This window comes from Candidatus Lokiarchaeota archaeon (genome assembly GCA_014730275.1).
GTDB lineage: Archaea > Asgardarchaeota > Thorarchaeia > Thorarchaeales > Thorarchaeaceae > WJIL01.
On sequence record WJIL01000016.1, the window covers coordinates 142,947 to 159,171 of the forward strand.

The following is a 16,225-nucleotide window of genomic DNA, read 5'->3' on the forward strand; positions in this document are numbered from 1 at the left end:
GATTCAAAATCGCATGGTCTATGTCTGTCATAAATGTAAGAAAGAAGTCACAACCGAAGGTCTTGAAACCTTGCCGGGTGTCAAATGTCCATATTGCGGTAGCAGAATCCTGTACAAGGTGCGCCCTCCGGTAGTTAAACGCGTCAAGGGTGTATAGATTCCTTTTTTTTTCTGCTTATCTATGGTTTGAATATGAGATAAGCAGCTGCAACTACAGATGCCAGAAATAGCAGGACAAAACACAATGACATTAATTTCCGTTTAAGACTATACCTCATGAAGTCTTTTCCTCCGATGCAAGGATCTTTCCGATTTTCCTGAGATCTTCGATACCTCTGATTTCTTCTTGGAAGAGGCGTAACTCTGTTATGTCCATATCATGAAAGAGGTCCCTAATATCAGCTAGGTTCCTTTGCTGCATTTGGCGACGATGATTGCAAAATGTACAATCTGGGTTTGGAGGTACGATCTGATTCACTATTATGTTATTTGCGGGAATATCCCACGCATCCAAGCTCCCAAGCAGGCGTTGAGTTTCAAAAACAGCCATTGCTTCAGGAATCATGACGACGACAAACTGAGTTATATCGGGGTTAGATAGTTCATCCCGGGCCAGCTTGATTTTCTCTTTTGTTTGTTGAAGCATCTGCCATGATGTATCCTCTTGTTCTTGACTACCGAACATGGACTTGAAACCCGACATCATTGAACTCAATCGTTGTCTGAGTGTGAGGATCCGGCCTAGCCAGCTATCCAACATATCCGGCAATTCAAGGAGTTTCAGGGTGTGTCCAGTTGGTGCCGTGTCAAAAATAACCCTGTCATAGGATGCATCTTCTACGAATTCTAGGATTTTACCAAATGCCATTGCCTCGTCGGATCCCGGTGGTGACATACCGCCCATGTCGCCCATAAGCTGAGATGCCATCTGGCCTTCAGCACCAGCAGCCCCAGATCCTAACATGTCTTGGAACTGATTCATGCCCTTCTCGGTATCTATTTCCATGCCCCACAACTTCTCCACCCCCTCGATAGGTATGACCTCACCCCCTGAGAGATTCTGATTGAAGCTGTCGCTTAGGCTATGGGCTGGGTCTGTCGATATAACCAATGTACGGAAACCATGTTCTGCCGAAAGAACGGCCATTGCTCCCGCGCAAGTGGTTTTACCAACACCACCCTTCCCGCCAGAGAGGATGAATCGAATTGTATCATTGTAAATTATGTCATGCAGGGTCATCGGGGGTCCTCTTGGAAGCTGGTGTATAGTGGTCTATTAATTCTTCCATAATTGCTATTCTCTCTGCGCACCTCTCATTCTCTACATCTCCGTTTTAGGTAACCTTTAAGCCGGGCCATATCACCTCATTATCCCGACAACAGCTCGAAAAGAAAAGAGGAAACACCTGATGTCGTTCCCGCAAGTCAGAACAAATCCACCGGAATTTACATCTACACTTCTCAGACTTCTGAAAGTGGAAGTGCCGGATTTTCTGCCATTTCCTAATCCTAACCTGATGGAACGATTCAATCCCAGCTCAATTTTCTTTATTATGATTGATAACTTCGGCCTATTTGAAGCGGTCGTTTACAAACCTGAGGCCCTCATCAAGAAGCTTGAAGCCGTAGCGGTTCTAGAGACCGATGAGCCCTATGCTATACCTCTCATTAACACGATTCTAAATGGCCCAGAAGAGGAGAAGTTCAATCTCCTGCAGCATATTGATGATAGTGGCAAGGTCGTACAGGCGATTTGCCGAGATGAAGATCAAAGGCAATTTGGTCTCGACCAATCATTCACGATGACGGTTCGCAACGATATGGCAGTCTACGTGGAATCGACCAAACATATTGCTCGCAGCGAGTTCCTTTATCTGCACTTTCTCGATTTCGAAAGCCTATACGCTCAATATGGACATCGGACCCCTCCAAAGAAACTTTTGGAAAAGATTGTTCGTCGAACGGATAACTGGATTAAGGTCTTCTGCAGGCAGGCCAGAAAGGATACTCTTTTCGTGGTGGTAGGGAATCACGGAAGAACAAAAATTCCGCTTGATTATGAAGGCAAACTAGCGGAATGGCGGAAGGCTAATGCACCAATAGCCGTGATGTTCCAGAAGCGCACTAAATAGCTGCCAGGATTCCAGGTAAGCCGAAGGCAATCGCGATAATCCCAAGGAAGAGACAGAGTTTCCAAAAGCTGATTTTCTTGGCCAATCTGAGCAGAGTTTCCATTGATGCCAGTCCCACGATGAATACGATGATTTCGGTGGCTGCCAAATCTAGTGGTGTCATCTGTGGTGGTAAAGAGGTACCAGTAAGCATCTCGATAACAAAAATCCCGATAACCGCTGGGACACTCATTAGGAAACTGATTTTCATAGCAGTTTCTTTGTTGACCCTCTGCATGAGCAAAGAAGAGATTGTGAGACCCGATCGGCTGAGTCCTGGTAAAACAGCAAATCCTTGCACTAATCCAGCCACTGCAGCTTCCTTGATAGATGGCTCCTTAGTAGTCATATTTCCGATTCCTGTTCTCGTAGGAAGATAAAGTATGATTGCTGTGAAGACCAAGAGCATACCAACCATGGTATTCAAGGTTTCACCATGAAAGGTAGAAAGACTGGATTTGAGTAGCAGATACAAAGGAATTGCAGTAACGGCGGTACATCCAGTGGCTACTAGCAGAAGCTTGAAGAGTTGCTTGTCCTGAATAGTTAGAATCTCCAGTATTTCTCTTGGGTATCTGACGATAACTGCAAGGGCCGTACCTAGATGAAGCCATACGATGAGTGTAAGAAGACTTTCTGCCGGGAACGTGGCAAAATTGTAAACAAATAGCATTGTTTGCCCTTCACTGCTTATGGGCAACCACTCGATGAGCCCTTGTAGTAGTGCTGCAATGACCTGCCATGGTTCCATCGGGTGAATCCTCTACTTCGAAGCATCTGGCGAAGACTTAAAAGCTCCTCTAAACCTGCCGACCCTGAGAGTGTTGGTGCGTAGCATGGTTCTCGACAATGGCCGATTTCTAACTCAAGAACTGGCTAATATAACCCAGATGCTTGAGGAACACTTCAGGTATGCTCTATCCGCGAACAAGATTGTGACAACCAGTCTCAATACATGGCTTGATGATGGAAAGAAGGTTGCTCCTGAAAAGCTGGATGAAATCACGTCAATAGAAGAAAAGGCAGACAAGCTAAAACGATCCATTCTCAACGAACTTGCAAAGGCCAACTCACTCATACAGCGCGAAGACCTTGTTCGACTTATTCATTACAACGATAAGCTCATCGATGGGGCAGAAATTGCGTGTTATCATTTGGCTGCTGTTGCAAGTAAATGGGAGCCCAGTGATAAACTCAAGAAGACTGTTTCAACTATTGGCGAGAAGATTATTGCCACTGTAACAGAACAGAAAGAAGGAGTACGATTCCTCTCAATAAACATGGAAAAATCTATGGAGAAAGCAAACCAGATTTGCAGCATTGAGAAGGAAATCGATATCCTCCAGCGGGAAGCTATAAGCATGCTCTATCCTGCAGAATTGGATTTAGCCATTCTGCTGAGATTCAGAGATTTTCTCAACACCCTTGAGGAGATAGCCAATCTTAGCGAAGATGCCGCTATTACAATACGGTCCCTTTCTCTTACCTTGCGAACCTGAAATTACTACAAGTGAGTTGTGTGACTGTGTCAGACCCCTCAAATGAGACTGTAGAAGGTCAGCTAGTCACTGACCGAACTATCGTCTGGAATCCTGATCACAGCAGCATGCTCTACAGAATGGGCTACTTCGGTCAACCTGTGGGAATCAGGAAGCCCAAATCACCTGATTTTGACAAACCACTAGAACTATCATTGCTGGAAAGCATCTACCTTAGTGAAGAGGGTATATTGGTTGTCAAGCGGGCTGAAGACGGTCAGGTTCTTGAGAAAGAGGCCTTGATTCAAATTGGTTTGAAGAAAACGCCTGAATTCAATGTTCGCTACAGAGTATACTCAGAGCTTCGCAGACGCGGATATGTAGTACGGCCTGGTCTCAAATTTGGTACTGATTTTGCTGTATATGAAAAGGGGCCGGGAATTGATCATGCACCCTTCATGGTTCATGTTATTCCTCAGAAAAAGGGTGTTGACCCACTTGATATTGTCCGAGCTAGCCGCTTGGCAACGAGTGTGCGAAAGAAATTCATAATAGCAACAGTTGAAGAACGCGGGGAAATCGGCTATTACTCCTTTGAATGGTTTAGACCATAGTTTTGGAGTAGATACGTAGCTACTGCCTTAGTATGTTTATATCTTGGAAGAAACAACATTGCAATGAGCAAGACAAATAAAGGGCCAACCTAATGATTTCCTTAAGTTCACAGTCTAATAGGGTGATATTCAATGCCAGACAAAGCGGAAAATGCAAAGACCTTCGGCAAGCTGCTCGCAGAGGCCTGGGAAAACACGCCTAGTTTCATCTGCAGTAATGACGACTATGCATACTGTTTGTATCCTGCCGACAAAACCAAGGAGAAATGGATTGAGGGTTCTCTTACGTTTCCGGATGGGTTTTTTGACAAGAAGGAAATTGCACCCAAGAAGGCTATTGCCCTGCTAATTGAAGAACTGAAGGTTCTCCCCTCGTATGGTGCAGAGACCATAGTCAACACGAAGGCGAAGTTTGACGACCTCGTTGCTAGACTTGCAGAGCTAGCATAGTTCGTTTCTCACTCTTTCTCTTGAGAAGGGGGACCCTCCAGATGGGGGGCTAATCTTGATTGATTACGAAGACATTTTTTCAGATTTGAACGAGGAATCCCGTGAGGCATTGATTTCAAGGGCAGAACAAATAGTGTTGGATCGCGAGCTTGATAGACTCACAGAAGAAATCGTGGCAACGCGGCAGGCGCTTCAGCTGGAGAATGCTGACAAGATGCTACTTGGTACTAGGGCTAGAACCCTTGCGACCAGACTCAAAAACATCAGGAAAAAACGAAAGAGTTTGGCTAATGTGGATATCAAATTGCGTATTGAGATACTCATTGAAGCTGTGAGAAAAACCTCCCAAACAAGATTGGAAATACCCCCCGCTTCTAGAAGAAACAAGGATTCGGAAACGCTTAGTACATATGACATCACCAAAATGGATTCTTCTACAATCAAACAGCATCTGAAACAGGAAGTAGAAACCCTGGAGCAATGTATTCATCGCATGGCTAATGCTATTCAAAACCTAAGAAATGAAGAAACTGAACTCCGTGCACGATACGACATAGACTCTCTAGCTAGATTCCACTATTTTAGGCAACGTGACGAAATTCGAAGAGAAATTGAAATCCTAGAAATCTGCAGGGAAATAGCGGAACAAAGCATCGCACAAGCCAATGAGGTACTTCCCTAAAGAAGGCATGCCTATTCTGACTTGAGTGGCCTCAAGTGTGATTTTTTGGTGATATGACAGGTTTTCGAATGGTTTATGAGTTAAGTGAATTTTGAGACACTGCATGAGTTTCTAAGCGATGTCGATAACCACACTTGATTCTTGGCGAAGGTGATGTTACTGAAATCTCGTTATACAGTATTGACGAACGTGTATAATGAAGAGGATAGAATTCCTAGGCTGTTTGATGAAATCGAGAAACAGACGTTACTACCAGCTCACTGGGTATTGATTGATGACGGTTCAACTGACAACACAGCTTCGATTATTGAAACCCTTTCTTCAAGAAGCCCTGTCGATATCATCTCTATACAGATGCCGCAAAAAACCAAGCCCGATATCAATACTGTGGGTAGATCTTATGAGAAGGCTCTTCCAGTTCTCAAGGACTTGAGTTCGGATTATGGGGCTCTCATGGATGTTGACGGAAGAATTCCTTCCAACTATTTTGAACGTATGTTATCGTGGTTGGATAATCATCCTCGCATCGGAGTGGTTGCTCCAAAGAATCCTAAGAATCCTGCTCTACGAACTATGCCTTCGGGTGGCGGTAAGGTTTTTCGATGGGCTATTCTCCAACAAATCAACTCAGTTTGGGATCTTCACCCTGACACTTTCTTGAACATTATCGCCTTGGCGAGCGGATACAAAATTGCCATCCGTTATGATATAGAAATACTTGCACCACCAACATTTCTTTGGTCCAAAGAGGGTCATTTTAGGCGAGGAAGACGCAGTTACTACGTTTCGCGCAATCCTTTGCTCGTCATTGCATCTGCTATTACAAGTGCACTTCGTATGGGTCCCGCCCATGGATCTGCTTTACTAAGAGGATACTGGCAAGAATGGGTTCGCGGCTCTTGGAATTGTAATATTCCTGTGGTTCGCTATTACTACAGCCTAACTCGTCTTCTAAGGAAGATTCTTCAGAGAGAAAAAGATGTTGTTTTCATTGAGAGCCAGCGTGGTCACCGTTACCGCTAGGCCCTTTGATAACTCAGTCCTCTGCAGGATTCTTCTCCTTAAGTGCCAGTCCCACAATGCCTATAAGCAGCTGGCTAGAAAGCTCACAAAGACGGTGAAGAGAAGTGCTAGATAAGGTCCGCCCGGAAATGAGGGCTTTGATTTATTTCATGGTTGCCCTGTCACTTATTGGCATAGGGTTGTTACTGGGACAAAGGGAGTTCGCGCTTGATTTCTTAGTACCACCGTGAGTGCCTTCTAGGTACCAAAACCTCCGAGAGGATTTGATTGTCCCGTCTTGATGATATCGTGGACATGTTGCTTTCATTCAATGGAATCTCTCGGAAATTCGTGCTTCCCAGCATAATAAGTCGTCTTCGAAAGTCTTCTTACAATGGTGATTTTCCGCATACATTGGGCGAGGATTCAGCTGCAATAGAGACTAGCTGTGATGAATACGTTCTCTTGACTACTGATTCTATCGTCGAAGAGTTGTGCCTTTACCACCCTCGAGCAGCTGGCTTCAATGCCATTTTGGCTAATGTGATGGACATTTATGCCGCAGGAGGTAGACCCACATCACTGGCTGTTGCGTTATCCTATTCTGACGAAGATGTGGGCGAGCAATTACTTGAAGGGCTTATTGATGGCTCACACAAGTTTAGAATCCCCTTGGTTCGTGGGCATACAAATTCGCAATCTCAATCAACTTATGTTGTTGGATCTGCTACTGGAACTGTAGAGAAATCGAACCTGTTGACCGCGGGAGGTGCACATTCTGGCGATCATCTGGTTTTGCTTTTCGATAAGAATGGTAAGGTTGGTGCGCATTATAAGCTGGGCTGGGATTCAGTAACTGAACAAGACTCGGATGCAGTTATTCAACGTTTATCTACAATGAATGAACTTGCAGAGCTTCACTTGGTACATGCATCCAAAGATGTTTCAACAGCTGGAATGGTTGGAACAGCAGGGATGCTCCTCGAATATTCTGGCAGAGGAGGACACCTAGATCTGAATGCAGTAAAATCGGAGATTCCTAGTACGGTTTCTCTCGAAGATTGGCTGAGAATGTATATCTCACTTGGCTTTCTGGTTGCAGTTAGCCCCGAGAATCATTCCAGAGTGTCGGAAATATGTACGAAACATGGTATGGAACATGTAGTTGTGGGCGAAGTGGATGATAGTGAAGAACTTAGACTTCGCTTGGCCAATCGCGAGAAAGTGATTTTTGACTTCTCTCACGGCCCAGTTCTTACTCCAGAAAATAGACTTCAGAATGACTGATTTTCAGAGATAGGCTGATTTCTATTCTCTCTATTCAATGCCTGCGAGAGCGGAAATCATTATAATGATATCCGAAATTGCCCATTCAGAAGTGACAAATTTGGCTGATAAGACATGCAGCATCGTGGGTTGTGATAAACCTGTCAAGCGATCTTTTCCAACAAAGCGAATAGCTAACAGCATTCGAAAGGCAGGACTAGAAATGGAAACTTCTCGCTATAGGCGCACATATCTCTGTCGACGGCACTGGAAAATCGTAAAAAAGGAATTCAAAAAGAAGCGAGATGTTGAACGTCTTCGATGGGGTCCCTAATTTACAATAGCTCTGTTTAATACTGATGAAATCCAAAGAGTGCATGCCCTAGGAGGCATGTCTCTTGTCTTCAAGTGATGAAGTTCTTGCCAAGGTTGCACCCGAATGGAAACTGTGGTTGGAATATGATGGAGAGTATGTTTTCGGTCCTGGTGCATATGCCATACTCAAAAGCATCGACGAAGAGGGTACAATAACAGCTGGCGCAGCGGCTCTAGATATGTCATATCGTTACGCGTGGGGGATAGTAAAAGACATTGAGAAGAAACTTGGTGTCAGAATACTAGAAACATATCGGGGTGGAAACGTTGGCGGCGGAGGAGCAAAGATAACTCCAGAAGGCAGGAAGCTCATGAATCTTTTCGCAGCTGCGAAGAATAAACTGGAATCTGCCACTGCTGATTTTCGTAATGAATCATAATCTGTATGTTCTATGTTCTCCTCAATATCGCCTCATCAATATACTAGATGAATAGCTTGCCTCTTAGAGGAATCTAATCTCGATTGCACCATTTGGACAGTGGCTTTTGCATTCAAGACACATGATACAGTCAGGACTATGCATATGCTGGTACGGAAAACTGCGAATCCGGATATTCATCGGACAGACCTCCTCACATACCGTACATGTATCAGGAGTACAGCGTGCAGGATTCCTTCCTATTCCAATGAGCGCATCTCTGGAAAATACACCATACAGCCAGCCTGCTGGACAGAGCCATCTACAGAACCACCGTGGGAACCAGTAGGAAATTGCAAGAATAATCCCAATGAATACAACCTGTAACCAGAACACAGGTTCCCATGTTAAGAGAAGCCAGAGGTTATCTAGCCCACTAGGCCAGGTCTGTTCAGGGAAAAGCACGAACAAAATGTATGCTGGATTGAGGGGATCGAATGCTGCTCTGGCAAATGGTCCGAGAACTCGAACTAGATTTTCTTCAGACCCCTGTAATCTGCTTATTCCCACCCAGACGACTAAGAACATCACAATGACGAATATGTAGGCTTTAATCCGTCGCAGTTCCTCCTCTGCGCCATGAGAAGGATGAACCGTTGTCCTATTAGGTAGATTTGCGAAGTCTTGAATAGTTCCAATTGGGCAAATCCATCCACATGGTGCTCGTCCTATTACTATCAGAATGAGAATCATGGCACCAATGGTAAAGAATGGAAATGCACCATTTGTAAATACCCTCTGCATGACATCAAACGATCCCGCAATCATTGCAAAGGGCGCCTCCAGCGGTGCTATTATTGGCAACGTTGGTAGAATCTCGTGAAATGTGTCCCAGAATTGAAGTATTTGTTCTTGACCAAACCAGGCAGTGAAAACATAGGCATTGATTCCCAGTAAGAACAAGATCTGTACCACACGACGGAGCATTCTTACATTTATGAAACGACCAACTAATTCGCGGGCATCAAAGCCCCTCGAAGAATCATCTGAGGCAGATTCTTGTTTTGAAACTGCTTCGTCTTCTTGAGATTCGTGTGGTTTTTTGCTCTCATCGGCATTGTCTGCCATGGCATTCATTCCTCGGCTGGAACAATGTTGGCGTGCCTTGGCAACGTTAAAAGGATTATGTTGAAAACGTGTACCATAGACGAAAACAGATGGCTACGCGGCTATTCTTGATGGTTGAAACTGAGATGAACCACCTCATCAACTAGTCTTATCGTTAGCACATAGTTTCCTCTTCCTTGGAATCCCGTGGATAATAAAGAATGACTGTATGTGTGTGGCCACGAACCGACTATCTCGCCATCTTGAGAATATGTGATAGTTAGCTTGTTGTCTTGGACCTGAATGGCAAACCCTTCAGGGGCGTTGAATTGGACAGTAGTTCTGTTTGCTTGCTCCATATCGATTTCTTCAGTCGCGTTATGTATTTGGTTGGCTGCCTGTTGTGCCATTTCGAAACGGGTGGCCCCCGCCATAAGATTGACTGCATGCATCAGCAGAGGTACCCCGACAATAACCGCACTTGATAGCCCAACCGCAATGAGCAACATCTTTTCCAGTGATCTGGAAACCATATCTTGTTTAATGCATCCTACCCAATAAACCACTCGAATGGAAGCATACGAGTATGTGAGCTTCGCCTTTTGTGATAACGTTTTAACTGATGATACTCACTGACTTCTTGGGAGTGTGACCTTGCAAAACCTGATTCCCGTACATGTGGGACTTGTAGGCCACATAGACCATGGCAAAACAGAATTGGCGAAATGTCTTAGTGAAAAAGTATTCACAGCTGGCCTTGATAAGCATCCCCAGTCAAGAAAGCGCGGAATCACAATCGATTTGGGCTTCAGCATGTTTTCTTCCGACAAATACCTTGTGACCCTTGTTGATGCTCCGGGTCATGCTGATTTGATTCGAAGCGTTGTAGCTGGTGCCAGTATCATTGATGCCGCTATTCTGACAGTTGCAGCTGATGAAGGCGTGCAGATACAGACCATCGAACATGCCACTGTTCTCAAGGCGATGGCTATAGACAAATTGCTTGTTGCCATTACGAAAACCGACCTTGTTGAGAACAATCAAGTGAAGCAGGTTTCAAGAGAAGTTGAAGGAATCGCAAAGCGATTGAAACTGGAGCCAGTTGATTATATCCCTGTCTCTGCGGAAACAGGTACTGGCATCCAGAAGCTGCGTGAGATACTGGTAGATTCACTTACTTCCCCCAACCGAGAGGATGAAGGCCCCCTTCGCATACCTATAGATCACGCATTTCCCGTTACTGGTCATGGAACTGTATTGACTGGCACTATTCTTAGGGGGTCTCTATCTACTGGTGATGCGGTACAATTGGTGCCAGGAGGAAGTCGAGCAACAGTACGTACGATTCAGACCTTCGGACAGGAACGAGAGTCAGCAACCGCAGGTGATCGCGTGGGTGTGAATGCTCCAGCATTTGATCATAAACGCATTGAGCGTGGAAACTATCTCTGCACTCCTGATAGCATGAAGACTGCAGAATCCCTTCTAATAGGAGTCGAACTCAATCCGGGGTATGAGGGCCGTATTACTGCACGGATGGTTGTGAATGCAACGATTGGAATGTCGAGCGTTACTGCAGAAATCGTACCTTTCAGAGAGATGGATGGACGACGAATTACCGTCGAAGAACCTCAGGAGCGAGTATTCGAAGCTGCGCTGTTGCTGAAGGAGAAAGTACCTGCAGAAATAGGAAATCGTGTCCTACTCATGCGAACCGATATGCCTGTAACAAGTATGCGCATCGTTGGTTGTGGAATCATTGGTGACCTCATGAATGTAGTAACACTACACCACGTGCGGACGAGAAATGGAGAAATCAGTAGAATTCGAGATGAGGATGTACTGATAGAGGGCCTTGCCCGAAGCAAGCAAAAAGCACAATCACTGAAGGGACAAACCGTCCGTAGTGAAAATGGAGCTAAAGGAAGAATCTTGGATGCGTTTGGAACCCGTGGTGTCGTAATAGTGACATTTGAAGATGAAGTGGAACTCAAAGAGGAAGTCGTATTGGAGGACTACATAGAGGAGGAATACCGTTTTGGCAGATGAGCCTATTGACCGATTTGAAGCACTTGTACCTCATAACATGAAAGAACGGGGGCGAATTACGCTTGAGGCATTGCTTTCACCAGTTCGTGATGTGATAAATCGAAGACAATTCCCGAAAGAACCGCTCTCAGAAGAACAGGTCGATTTACTGCTACGACTACTTTCATCAATGGATACAGACAAAGATCCAGATGCAGCAAGAGTGGGTGAACGAGAAGGAAGGACCGCTAGTCCAATGATACAGAAGCTGGCGGCAGGATTTAATCATGGCATTGGGCGCAGTGGCCATGTGACAGCTCCTCAGCCAAAGGCTCCGGGAGCATCTATAATGCAGAGAATAGCCAATTCTGTTGCCCTTGACGCCATTCGTGAGTTAGGCTTGCCCAATGTCCGAGCTGGTTTGGTTACTCCCCTTTCTACCGGCATGACACTAGCACTGGTATTCGGGGCATTTCGGAGGGAAATTGGCACACGAAACGTCATTTATCCACGTATTGATCATACCTCACCTAAGCGGGCAATTCAACTTGCCGGACTAAACGAGAAGACTATACCCACTGTTCTGGATGGAGATGCAGTTGTCCCCGATATGAACGAATTTGAGAAGTGTTTGCAGGATGCAAAAAACGCAGCCGTTTTAGCAACAACCACCTTCTTCCCCCCACGTGAATCTGATCCTGTCAAAGCAATCGCCAAGCTATGTGAAGAAAAACAGATACCTCTGGTGATCAACAACGCCTATGGTGTTCAATCGAAGCGTGTTATGAGCGAGATTCGTTCTGCAATTGATGCTGGCCGAGTTGATGCAGTTGTGCAGAGTAGTGACAAGAACTTCTTGGTGCCTGTTGGTGGTTCAATCCTAGTATCTCCTCGTGATGACATCATTGAACAGGCTGCTGAAACGTATGCTGGGAGAGCAACGGCAGCACCAGTCGTTCAAACATTAGCCGCTTTGCTAGTTCTCGGACTGGAGGAATACAGCAAGTTACAGGAGGCACAGGTAAATAACCTCAATTTTCTGGAGGATGAGATGGCATCTATTGCCGATTCTGTTGATGAGCGCTTATTGTCGATTTGGAACCCAGTGGCATGTGCGATGACTATTGACGGATTTGACGCAAAAAAGATTGGAGGGCGGCTCTATAACAGAAGAGTTACCGGTCCCCGAGCTGTACCTAAGAACGGGAAGGGAGCTTCAATCGATGGTTACCCACACAGCTACTTGGTGATGAATGCCGCCATCGGAGCAAGTCGTACAGACGTTAAACAAGCTACTACTAGACTATATAAGGAATTAACCGAATGGTTAAAGAAGGGTTGAAGGAGGCTTCTCCTGTATGGAAGACTTGGAAAATCAGCCTAAGGTCAAGCGCACCATAACCTATGATCGTCCACAATCCTCAACCATATTCAGAATTTCTTGGTTCGCAATTGGATTGAAACCCGGGGCGATGCTCAACGAGTATAGTGAAGGGGAGGGCAAGCTGTTCAAGGGTAAGGCTATGTTTACAGTCCCTCTAGATGATACTAAGACGCAGGTCCGCTTGTGGGTGGAAGAAGCTCAGCGCTCTATCGAATTGACAGCTTGGGGTCCCGATAAGGAGATGCTGAATGACTACCTAGATGAAGTTGTTTCACGTTTGGAGACCTACATCGGCAAGTACTTGGAGCTATCTGATGAAGATAGACAGAAAGTCCGCCGGGCATTAGTTGCAAAAACATGTTGGGATCGCGTAGTCTATGAAATCCTGAACAAGGCGCCACTTAGTTCCATCTATGTTCAAGTTGCTCATGGCAGAGAAATGATGATCAAAGCAACCGAGGGCGAGGATATTCATCCACTAGCTTTGACGACGAGCGGATGGTTGACGAAAATCGAAGAACTCCCTCAAGATGAACCTCCACCATCTGATGTTGCGGAGAACCTTGCCAAGAAAACAGTAGAATGGAAGAAAGAAACACACGGCGTCATAGGAAACTATCTCTAGATGATCTGTTATCACTGAACATCCTTCAGAAATCATTTGTTACTACCCGGGAACTTAAGTCCAAATCCAGCTGCATTCTAGCTTGATTCAAACATGGCCCCCTCTAGGGACGGTGGACTGTCCCCGTGGGCTTCAAACCCATGAGTTCGCTAAGAACTAAGAGTTCGATTCTCTGGGGGGGCCGCCACTTTTCCATCTGAAAGATTGGGCAGAAGAATACCACTATGAGACCGGAAGGAAACAGAAACCCCAGTTACAGCTATTCAACCTTTGACAGACTGGCGGAGCGATACGATTCTTGGTTTGAACAAGCTGGCAGACTGATATTCTCAACTGAAGTCAGGGCTTTTCGTAGCGTCCTTCCAATGTTGCCTGAACCATGGCTTGAAATAGGTGTGGGGAGCGGCCGTTTTGCAAGGGCATTGGGCATTGATGTTGGTATTGATCCCTCTAGACAATTGCTTGAGATGGCGAAACAAAGGGGCATCGATGTCGTTCTTGCACGGGGCGAGGACGCGGTATTCAAGAATGAAACCTTTGGTACTGTGTTTCTGATTGTCACTATATGTTTCCTAGATAATCCCATGAAGGTATTACACGAGATCCATAGAATCCTCACACCGGAAGGCAGGGTTGTTCTTGGCTTGGTATTGTGGGATAGCCCTTGGGGAAGCTACTATCGAGAAAAGAAGGCTGAGGGCCATCCATTCTATGATTATGCGACCTTCTTCAGCATGGATGAGATGTCGAAACTGCTTGAGGAAACTGATTTCACGATTGAGAAAACTGTCTCAACACTCTTCCAAGAACCGGAGAAGGTGAAACATATAGAAAAGGCACGCAAAGGATATTCTGCAAATGCGGGGTTCACTATTCTACTTGCTAGAAAAACAGGATGCTAAATGTCGGTAACGTACGGACGTGACGAAATGAGGATACAACACCTAAGGACCGCAGGAATGTTTAAACATCATGAGTGGCCACTCAAAATCCCAGCAACCATTCAGGGCAACAGTCGTCAGACGTGATTGAAGTGATAGTAATGCTCCTTTTGCTTCTTGGAATCGGGTTCGCATCAGGCTTTATCAGTGGCCTCCTAGGTCTAGGCGGTGGTTCGATCAGAATTCCCCTTCTGAATTTGATAGGTTTCCCCCTGATTTTCGCTTATGGAATGAACTTTTTCACAATCCCTGTCTCCTGTTCGATGGGGGCCTACACCCAACGGGAGAATTTCGATTCCACATTTGGTTCTTCCATGGCTATCGGGGGGTCTATTGGTATGCTTATGGGCACTGCTGTGACCTTCTGGTTATCAGCGTCAGCGCTAAGTATGGCAATCATGTTTGTTGTGGTCTCGATCCTGGCCGTAGTCGGCATGAATCTGAACCATATTGCACCTCACCTATCCAACGAACTATCACCCTCAAGACGCGTTGTTGCGCTCGCAACATTCGGTGCTAATACGCTAGCTGCGATGAAGGGTGGTAGTGGTGCTTCACTATACGGCCCCCTCCTCAAGACCTTCAAAGTCAACATCCACAGAGCAATTGCTACTTCTCTCTTCGTTGCGACAATTACCTCAACAATTGGGGTGTTCCTCTATTGGAGCCAGGGCCAACTCCTATTGATCGAGGGACTAGCTGTTCTTGTGGGTTCACTGCTCGGCTCACGGGTTGGCAGCTTGCTCTCTCTTGATACTGAATCCAAATGGCTGGAAGTTGGGCTTTCTGTTGCTGTTGTTGCCTTAGCATCCATAACCTTGCTGAAAGCTTTATTCGCATAACTTTCACTGCTTCAGATAAACTCCGAGCAAGGCCATCATTCGCAGCAAGTCAGCGTTCTTTGGTCCCTACTCCTCTTTCTCTCGAGCTAAGCTTCTCCAACTCCGTTCTTAGTCGTGCCTTGGTAGCTCCAACGGTCCATTCATCGAGCAAGGCCTGCTGCAGTATTTCTCTCCTAGTCAAATGAACACGTTCATCCGGCCCAAGGTCTGGATTGTCTTCCAGAAAATCTGATACTACCCCCCTGGTTGCCACATCTAGTTGGTTGTTCTCCGTCTTCGCAACATCCTGTGGTTGTTCCTCAGCTTCTGCCTTTCGGAGGGCTTCAAGAATTTCAATAGCCTCCTGAGTAGCGCTTTTCCTACTCAAATCAACTGTTGCCAGTGGCTCATCCCAAGCATATTTCTTTCCAGGAATGTCTAATCGATCATCGATTCTGTGAATGACGTGCTCTGGGACAATCATTCGGCGTTTTTTGTTCCATTTGAGAGCTACTTCAAGGGGTGTAGTAACGAACACGGTTCCATATACACAGGTGTGGTTCAGCGCAATTTCGCGGATTTCGTGTCTCATACTTGCATAGTAGTTCGTATCGTCATGGACCACCGATAATCCGCTATCAGCTAAATCCCTTGTTCTCTCAAGCGCTTTTCTTCGTACTTCGTTCTCTTTCTTCGGCGAAAAATCTGCGTAGAATGCTTCGTCTCGCCAGTGATCTGTACTGACAAGTTCTACCTTTGATGGGTACAAATGATGGTGAATGATTTGCCGAGCTAAGGTTGTTTTTCCTGAGGCGGGTATACCGCAAAGAGCGACAACGAATTGTTTCATACTGCACTATCGCCTACCTGACCTACGGCATACCGTCTCTTCTTACAGATCCTTTCTCTGATGCTGAATGTA

Annotated in this window: 20 protein-coding genes and 1 tRNA gene; 16 read left to right on the plus strand and 5 right to left on the minus strand. The window is 45.6% G+C overall.

From position 1 onward, the window contains the following. Positions 1–13 precede the first annotated feature (13 nt). Positions 14–157, plus strand: coding sequence for a DNA-directed RNA polymerase subunit P (locus GF309_03055; GenBank protein MBD3157745.1), 144 nt, complete (start codon positions 14–16; stop codon positions 155–157). Positions 158–274: 117 nt separating this feature from the next. Here GF309_03055 and GF309_03060 read toward each other — a convergent pair whose 3' ends face one another. Further along, entirely contained in the window at positions 275–1,240 is a 966-nt protein-coding gene (locus GF309_03060) for an AAA family ATPase (GenBank protein ID MBD3157746.1), read from the minus strand. A 169-nt stretch (positions 1,241–1,409) separates the two neighbouring features. Between GF309_03060 and GF309_03065 the strand changes: the two genes are divergently transcribed. Then, the gene (locus tag GF309_03065) at positions 1,410–2,132 is read left to right on the plus strand and encodes a hypothetical protein (protein MBD3157747.1); all 723 of its coding nucleotides are present in this window, start codon (positions 1,410–1,412) and stop codon (positions 2,130–2,132) included. Here GF309_03065 and GF309_03070 read toward each other — a convergent pair. Further along, positions 2,125–2,922 carry a hypothetical protein gene (locus GF309_03070; GenBank protein ID MBD3157748.1) on the minus strand — a complete coding sequence of 266 codons (798 nt, stop codon included), beginning with the start codon at positions 2,920–2,922 and terminating at the stop codon, positions 2,125–2,127. The genes GF309_03065 and GF309_03070 overlap by 8 nt on opposite strands. Before the next feature lie 85 nt (positions 2,923–3,007). On the opposite strand from GF309_03070, the gene GF309_03075 reads away from it, so the two are divergent. The 8 genes from GF309_03075 (at position 3,008) to GF309_03110 (ending at position 8,418) form a co-directional block, all read left to right on the plus strand. Further along, positions 3,008–3,670, plus strand: coding sequence for a DUF47 family protein (locus tag GF309_03075; GenBank protein ID MBD3157749.1), 663 nt, complete (start codon positions 3,008–3,010; stop codon positions 3,668–3,670). Positions 3,671–3,681: 11 nt separating this feature from the next. Next, on the plus strand, positions 3,682–4,263 hold the full coding sequence (endA, locus tag GF309_03080; GenBank protein MBD3157750.1) for a tRNA-intron lyase: 582 nt from the start codon (positions 3,682–3,684) through the stop codon (positions 4,261–4,263). A gap of 132 nt (positions 4,264–4,395) precedes the next feature. Continuing rightward, positions 4,396–4,713 carry a hypothetical protein gene (locus GF309_03085; GenBank protein MBD3157751.1) on the plus strand — a complete coding sequence of 106 codons (318 nt, stop codon included), beginning with the start codon at positions 4,396–4,398 and terminating at the stop codon, positions 4,711–4,713. A 55-nt stretch (positions 4,714–4,768) separates the two neighbouring features. After that, positions 4,769–5,395 carry a hypothetical protein gene (locus GF309_03090; protein ID MBD3157752.1) on the plus strand — a complete coding sequence of 209 codons (627 nt, stop codon included), beginning with the start codon at positions 4,769–4,771 and terminating at the stop codon, positions 5,393–5,395. Between the two features lie 153 nt (positions 5,396–5,548). Further along, on the plus strand, positions 5,549–6,418 hold the full coding sequence (locus GF309_03095; protein ID MBD3157753.1) for a glycosyltransferase: 870 nt from the start codon (positions 5,549–5,551) through the stop codon (positions 6,416–6,418). Between the two features lie 267 nt (positions 6,419–6,685). Beyond that, positions 6,686–7,684, plus strand: a complete 999-nt coding sequence (locus tag GF309_03100; protein MBD3157754.1) for a hypothetical protein — start codon at positions 6,686–6,688, stop codon at positions 7,682–7,684. 64 nt (positions 7,685–7,748) lie between these two features. Beyond that, on the plus strand, positions 7,749–7,997 hold the full coding sequence (locus GF309_03105) for a hypothetical protein (protein ID MBD3157755.1): 249 nt from the start codon (positions 7,749–7,751) through the stop codon (positions 7,995–7,997). A 64-nt stretch (positions 7,998–8,061) separates the two neighbouring features. After that, positions 8,062–8,418: a LysR family transcriptional regulator gene (locus GF309_03110; protein ID MBD3157756.1), complete on the plus strand. Its 357-nt coding sequence runs from the start codon at positions 8,062–8,064 to the stop codon at positions 8,416–8,418. Positions 8,419–8,481: 63 nt separating this feature from the next. On the opposite strand, the gene GF309_03115 is transcribed toward GF309_03110, so the two are convergent. Then, on the minus strand, positions 8,482–9,534 hold the full coding sequence (locus GF309_03115; protein ID MBD3157757.1) for a 4Fe-4S binding protein: 1,053 nt from the start codon (positions 9,532–9,534) through the stop codon (positions 8,482–8,484). Between the two features lie 92 nt (positions 9,535–9,626). Continuing rightward, complete coding sequence (locus GF309_03120) at positions 9,627–10,037, minus strand: hypothetical protein (GenBank protein ID MBD3157758.1); 411 nt, start codon at positions 10,035–10,037, stop codon at positions 9,627–9,629. Positions 10,038–10,152: 115 nt separating this feature from the next. On the opposite strand from GF309_03120, the gene selB reads away from it, so the two are divergent. From selB to GF309_03150, 6 genes are all read left to right on the plus strand, one after another. Then, complete coding sequence (gene selB, locus GF309_03125; protein MBD3157759.1) at positions 10,153–11,553, plus strand: selenocysteine-specific translation elongation factor; 1,401 nt, start codon at positions 10,153–10,155, stop codon at positions 11,551–11,553. Further along, positions 11,543–12,874, plus strand: coding sequence for an O-phosphoseryl-tRNA(Sec) selenium transferase (gene spcS / locus GF309_03130; GenBank protein MBD3157760.1), 1,332 nt, complete (start codon positions 11,543–11,545; stop codon positions 12,872–12,874). The genes selB and spcS overlap by 11 nt, the downstream gene beginning before the upstream one ends. A 16-nt stretch (positions 12,875–12,890) precedes the next feature. Further along, positions 12,891–13,541: a hypothetical protein gene (locus GF309_03135; protein MBD3157761.1), complete on the plus strand. Its 651-nt coding sequence runs from the start codon at positions 12,891–12,893 to the stop codon at positions 13,539–13,541. 95 nt (positions 13,542–13,636) lie between these two features. Next, positions 13,637–13,728: transfer RNA gene (locus GF309_03140), tRNA-Sec, on the plus strand. A gap of 37 nt (positions 13,729–13,765) precedes the next feature. After that, on the plus strand, positions 13,766–14,443 hold the full coding sequence (locus tag GF309_03145) for a methyltransferase domain-containing protein (GenBank protein ID MBD3157762.1): 678 nt from the start codon (positions 13,766–13,768) through the stop codon (positions 14,441–14,443). A 140-nt stretch (positions 14,444–14,583) separates the two neighbouring features. Continuing rightward, positions 14,584–15,324 (plus strand): TSUP family transporter, encoded by a 741-nt coding sequence (locus GF309_03150; protein ID MBD3157763.1) that lies wholly within the window; start codon positions 14,584–14,586, stop codon positions 15,322–15,324. A 49-nt stretch (positions 15,325–15,373) separates the two neighbouring features. Here the strand turns inward: GF309_03150 and GF309_03155 are convergent, their stop codons facing one another. Further along, positions 15,374–16,153 (minus strand): AAA family ATPase, encoded by a 780-nt coding sequence (locus tag GF309_03155; protein ID MBD3157764.1) that lies wholly within the window; start codon positions 16,151–16,153, stop codon positions 15,374–15,376. Positions 16,154–16,225 lie beyond the last annotated feature (72 nt).

Coding starts and splice junctions, on each gene's coding strand:
- GF309_03075 (MBD3157749.1), top strand. CDS start 3,008: ATGGTTCTCGACAATGGCCGATTTCTAACTCAAGAACTGGCTAATATA.
- GF309_03155 (MBD3157764.1), bottom strand. CDS start 16,153: ATGAAACAATTCGTTGTCGCTCTTTGCGGTATACCCGCCTCAGGAAAA.
- GF309_03150 (MBD3157763.1), top strand. CDS start 14,584: ATGCTCCTTTTGCTTCTTGGAATCGGGTTCGCATCAGGCTTTATCAGT.
- GF309_03135 (MBD3157761.1), top strand. CDS start 12,891: ATGGAAGACTTGGAAAATCAGCCTAAGGTCAAGCGCACCATAACCTAT.
- GF309_03055 (MBD3157745.1), top strand. CDS start 14: ATGGTCTATGTCTGTCATAAATGTAAGAAAGAAGTCACAACCGAAGGT.
- GF309_03095 (MBD3157753.1), top strand. CDS start 5,549: ATGTTACTGAAATCTCGTTATACAGTATTGACGAACGTGTATAATGAA.
- GF309_03065 (MBD3157747.1), top strand. CDS start 1,410: ATGTCGTTCCCGCAAGTCAGAACAAATCCACCGGAATTTACATCTACA.
- GF309_03120 (MBD3157758.1), bottom strand. CDS start 10,037: ATGGTTTCCAGATCACTGGAAAAGATGTTGCTCATTGCGGTTGGGCTA.
- GF309_03145 (MBD3157762.1), top strand. CDS start 13,766: ATGAGACCGGAAGGAAACAGAAACCCCAGTTACAGCTATTCAACCTTT.
- GF309_03060 (MBD3157746.1), bottom strand. CDS start 1,240: ATGACCCTGCATGACATAATTTACAATGATACAATTCGATTCATCCTC.
- GF309_03070 (MBD3157748.1), bottom strand. CDS start 2,922: ATGGAACCATGGCAGGTCATTGCAGCACTACTACAAGGGCTCATCGAG.
- GF309_03085 (MBD3157751.1), top strand. CDS start 4,396: ATGCCAGACAAAGCGGAAAATGCAAAGACCTTCGGCAAGCTGCTCGCA.
- GF309_03105 (MBD3157755.1), top strand. CDS start 7,749: ATGATATCCGAAATTGCCCATTCAGAAGTGACAAATTTGGCTGATAAG.
- GF309_03115 (MBD3157757.1), bottom strand. CDS start 9,534: ATGAATGCCATGGCAGACAATGCCGATGAGAGCAAAAAACCACACGAA.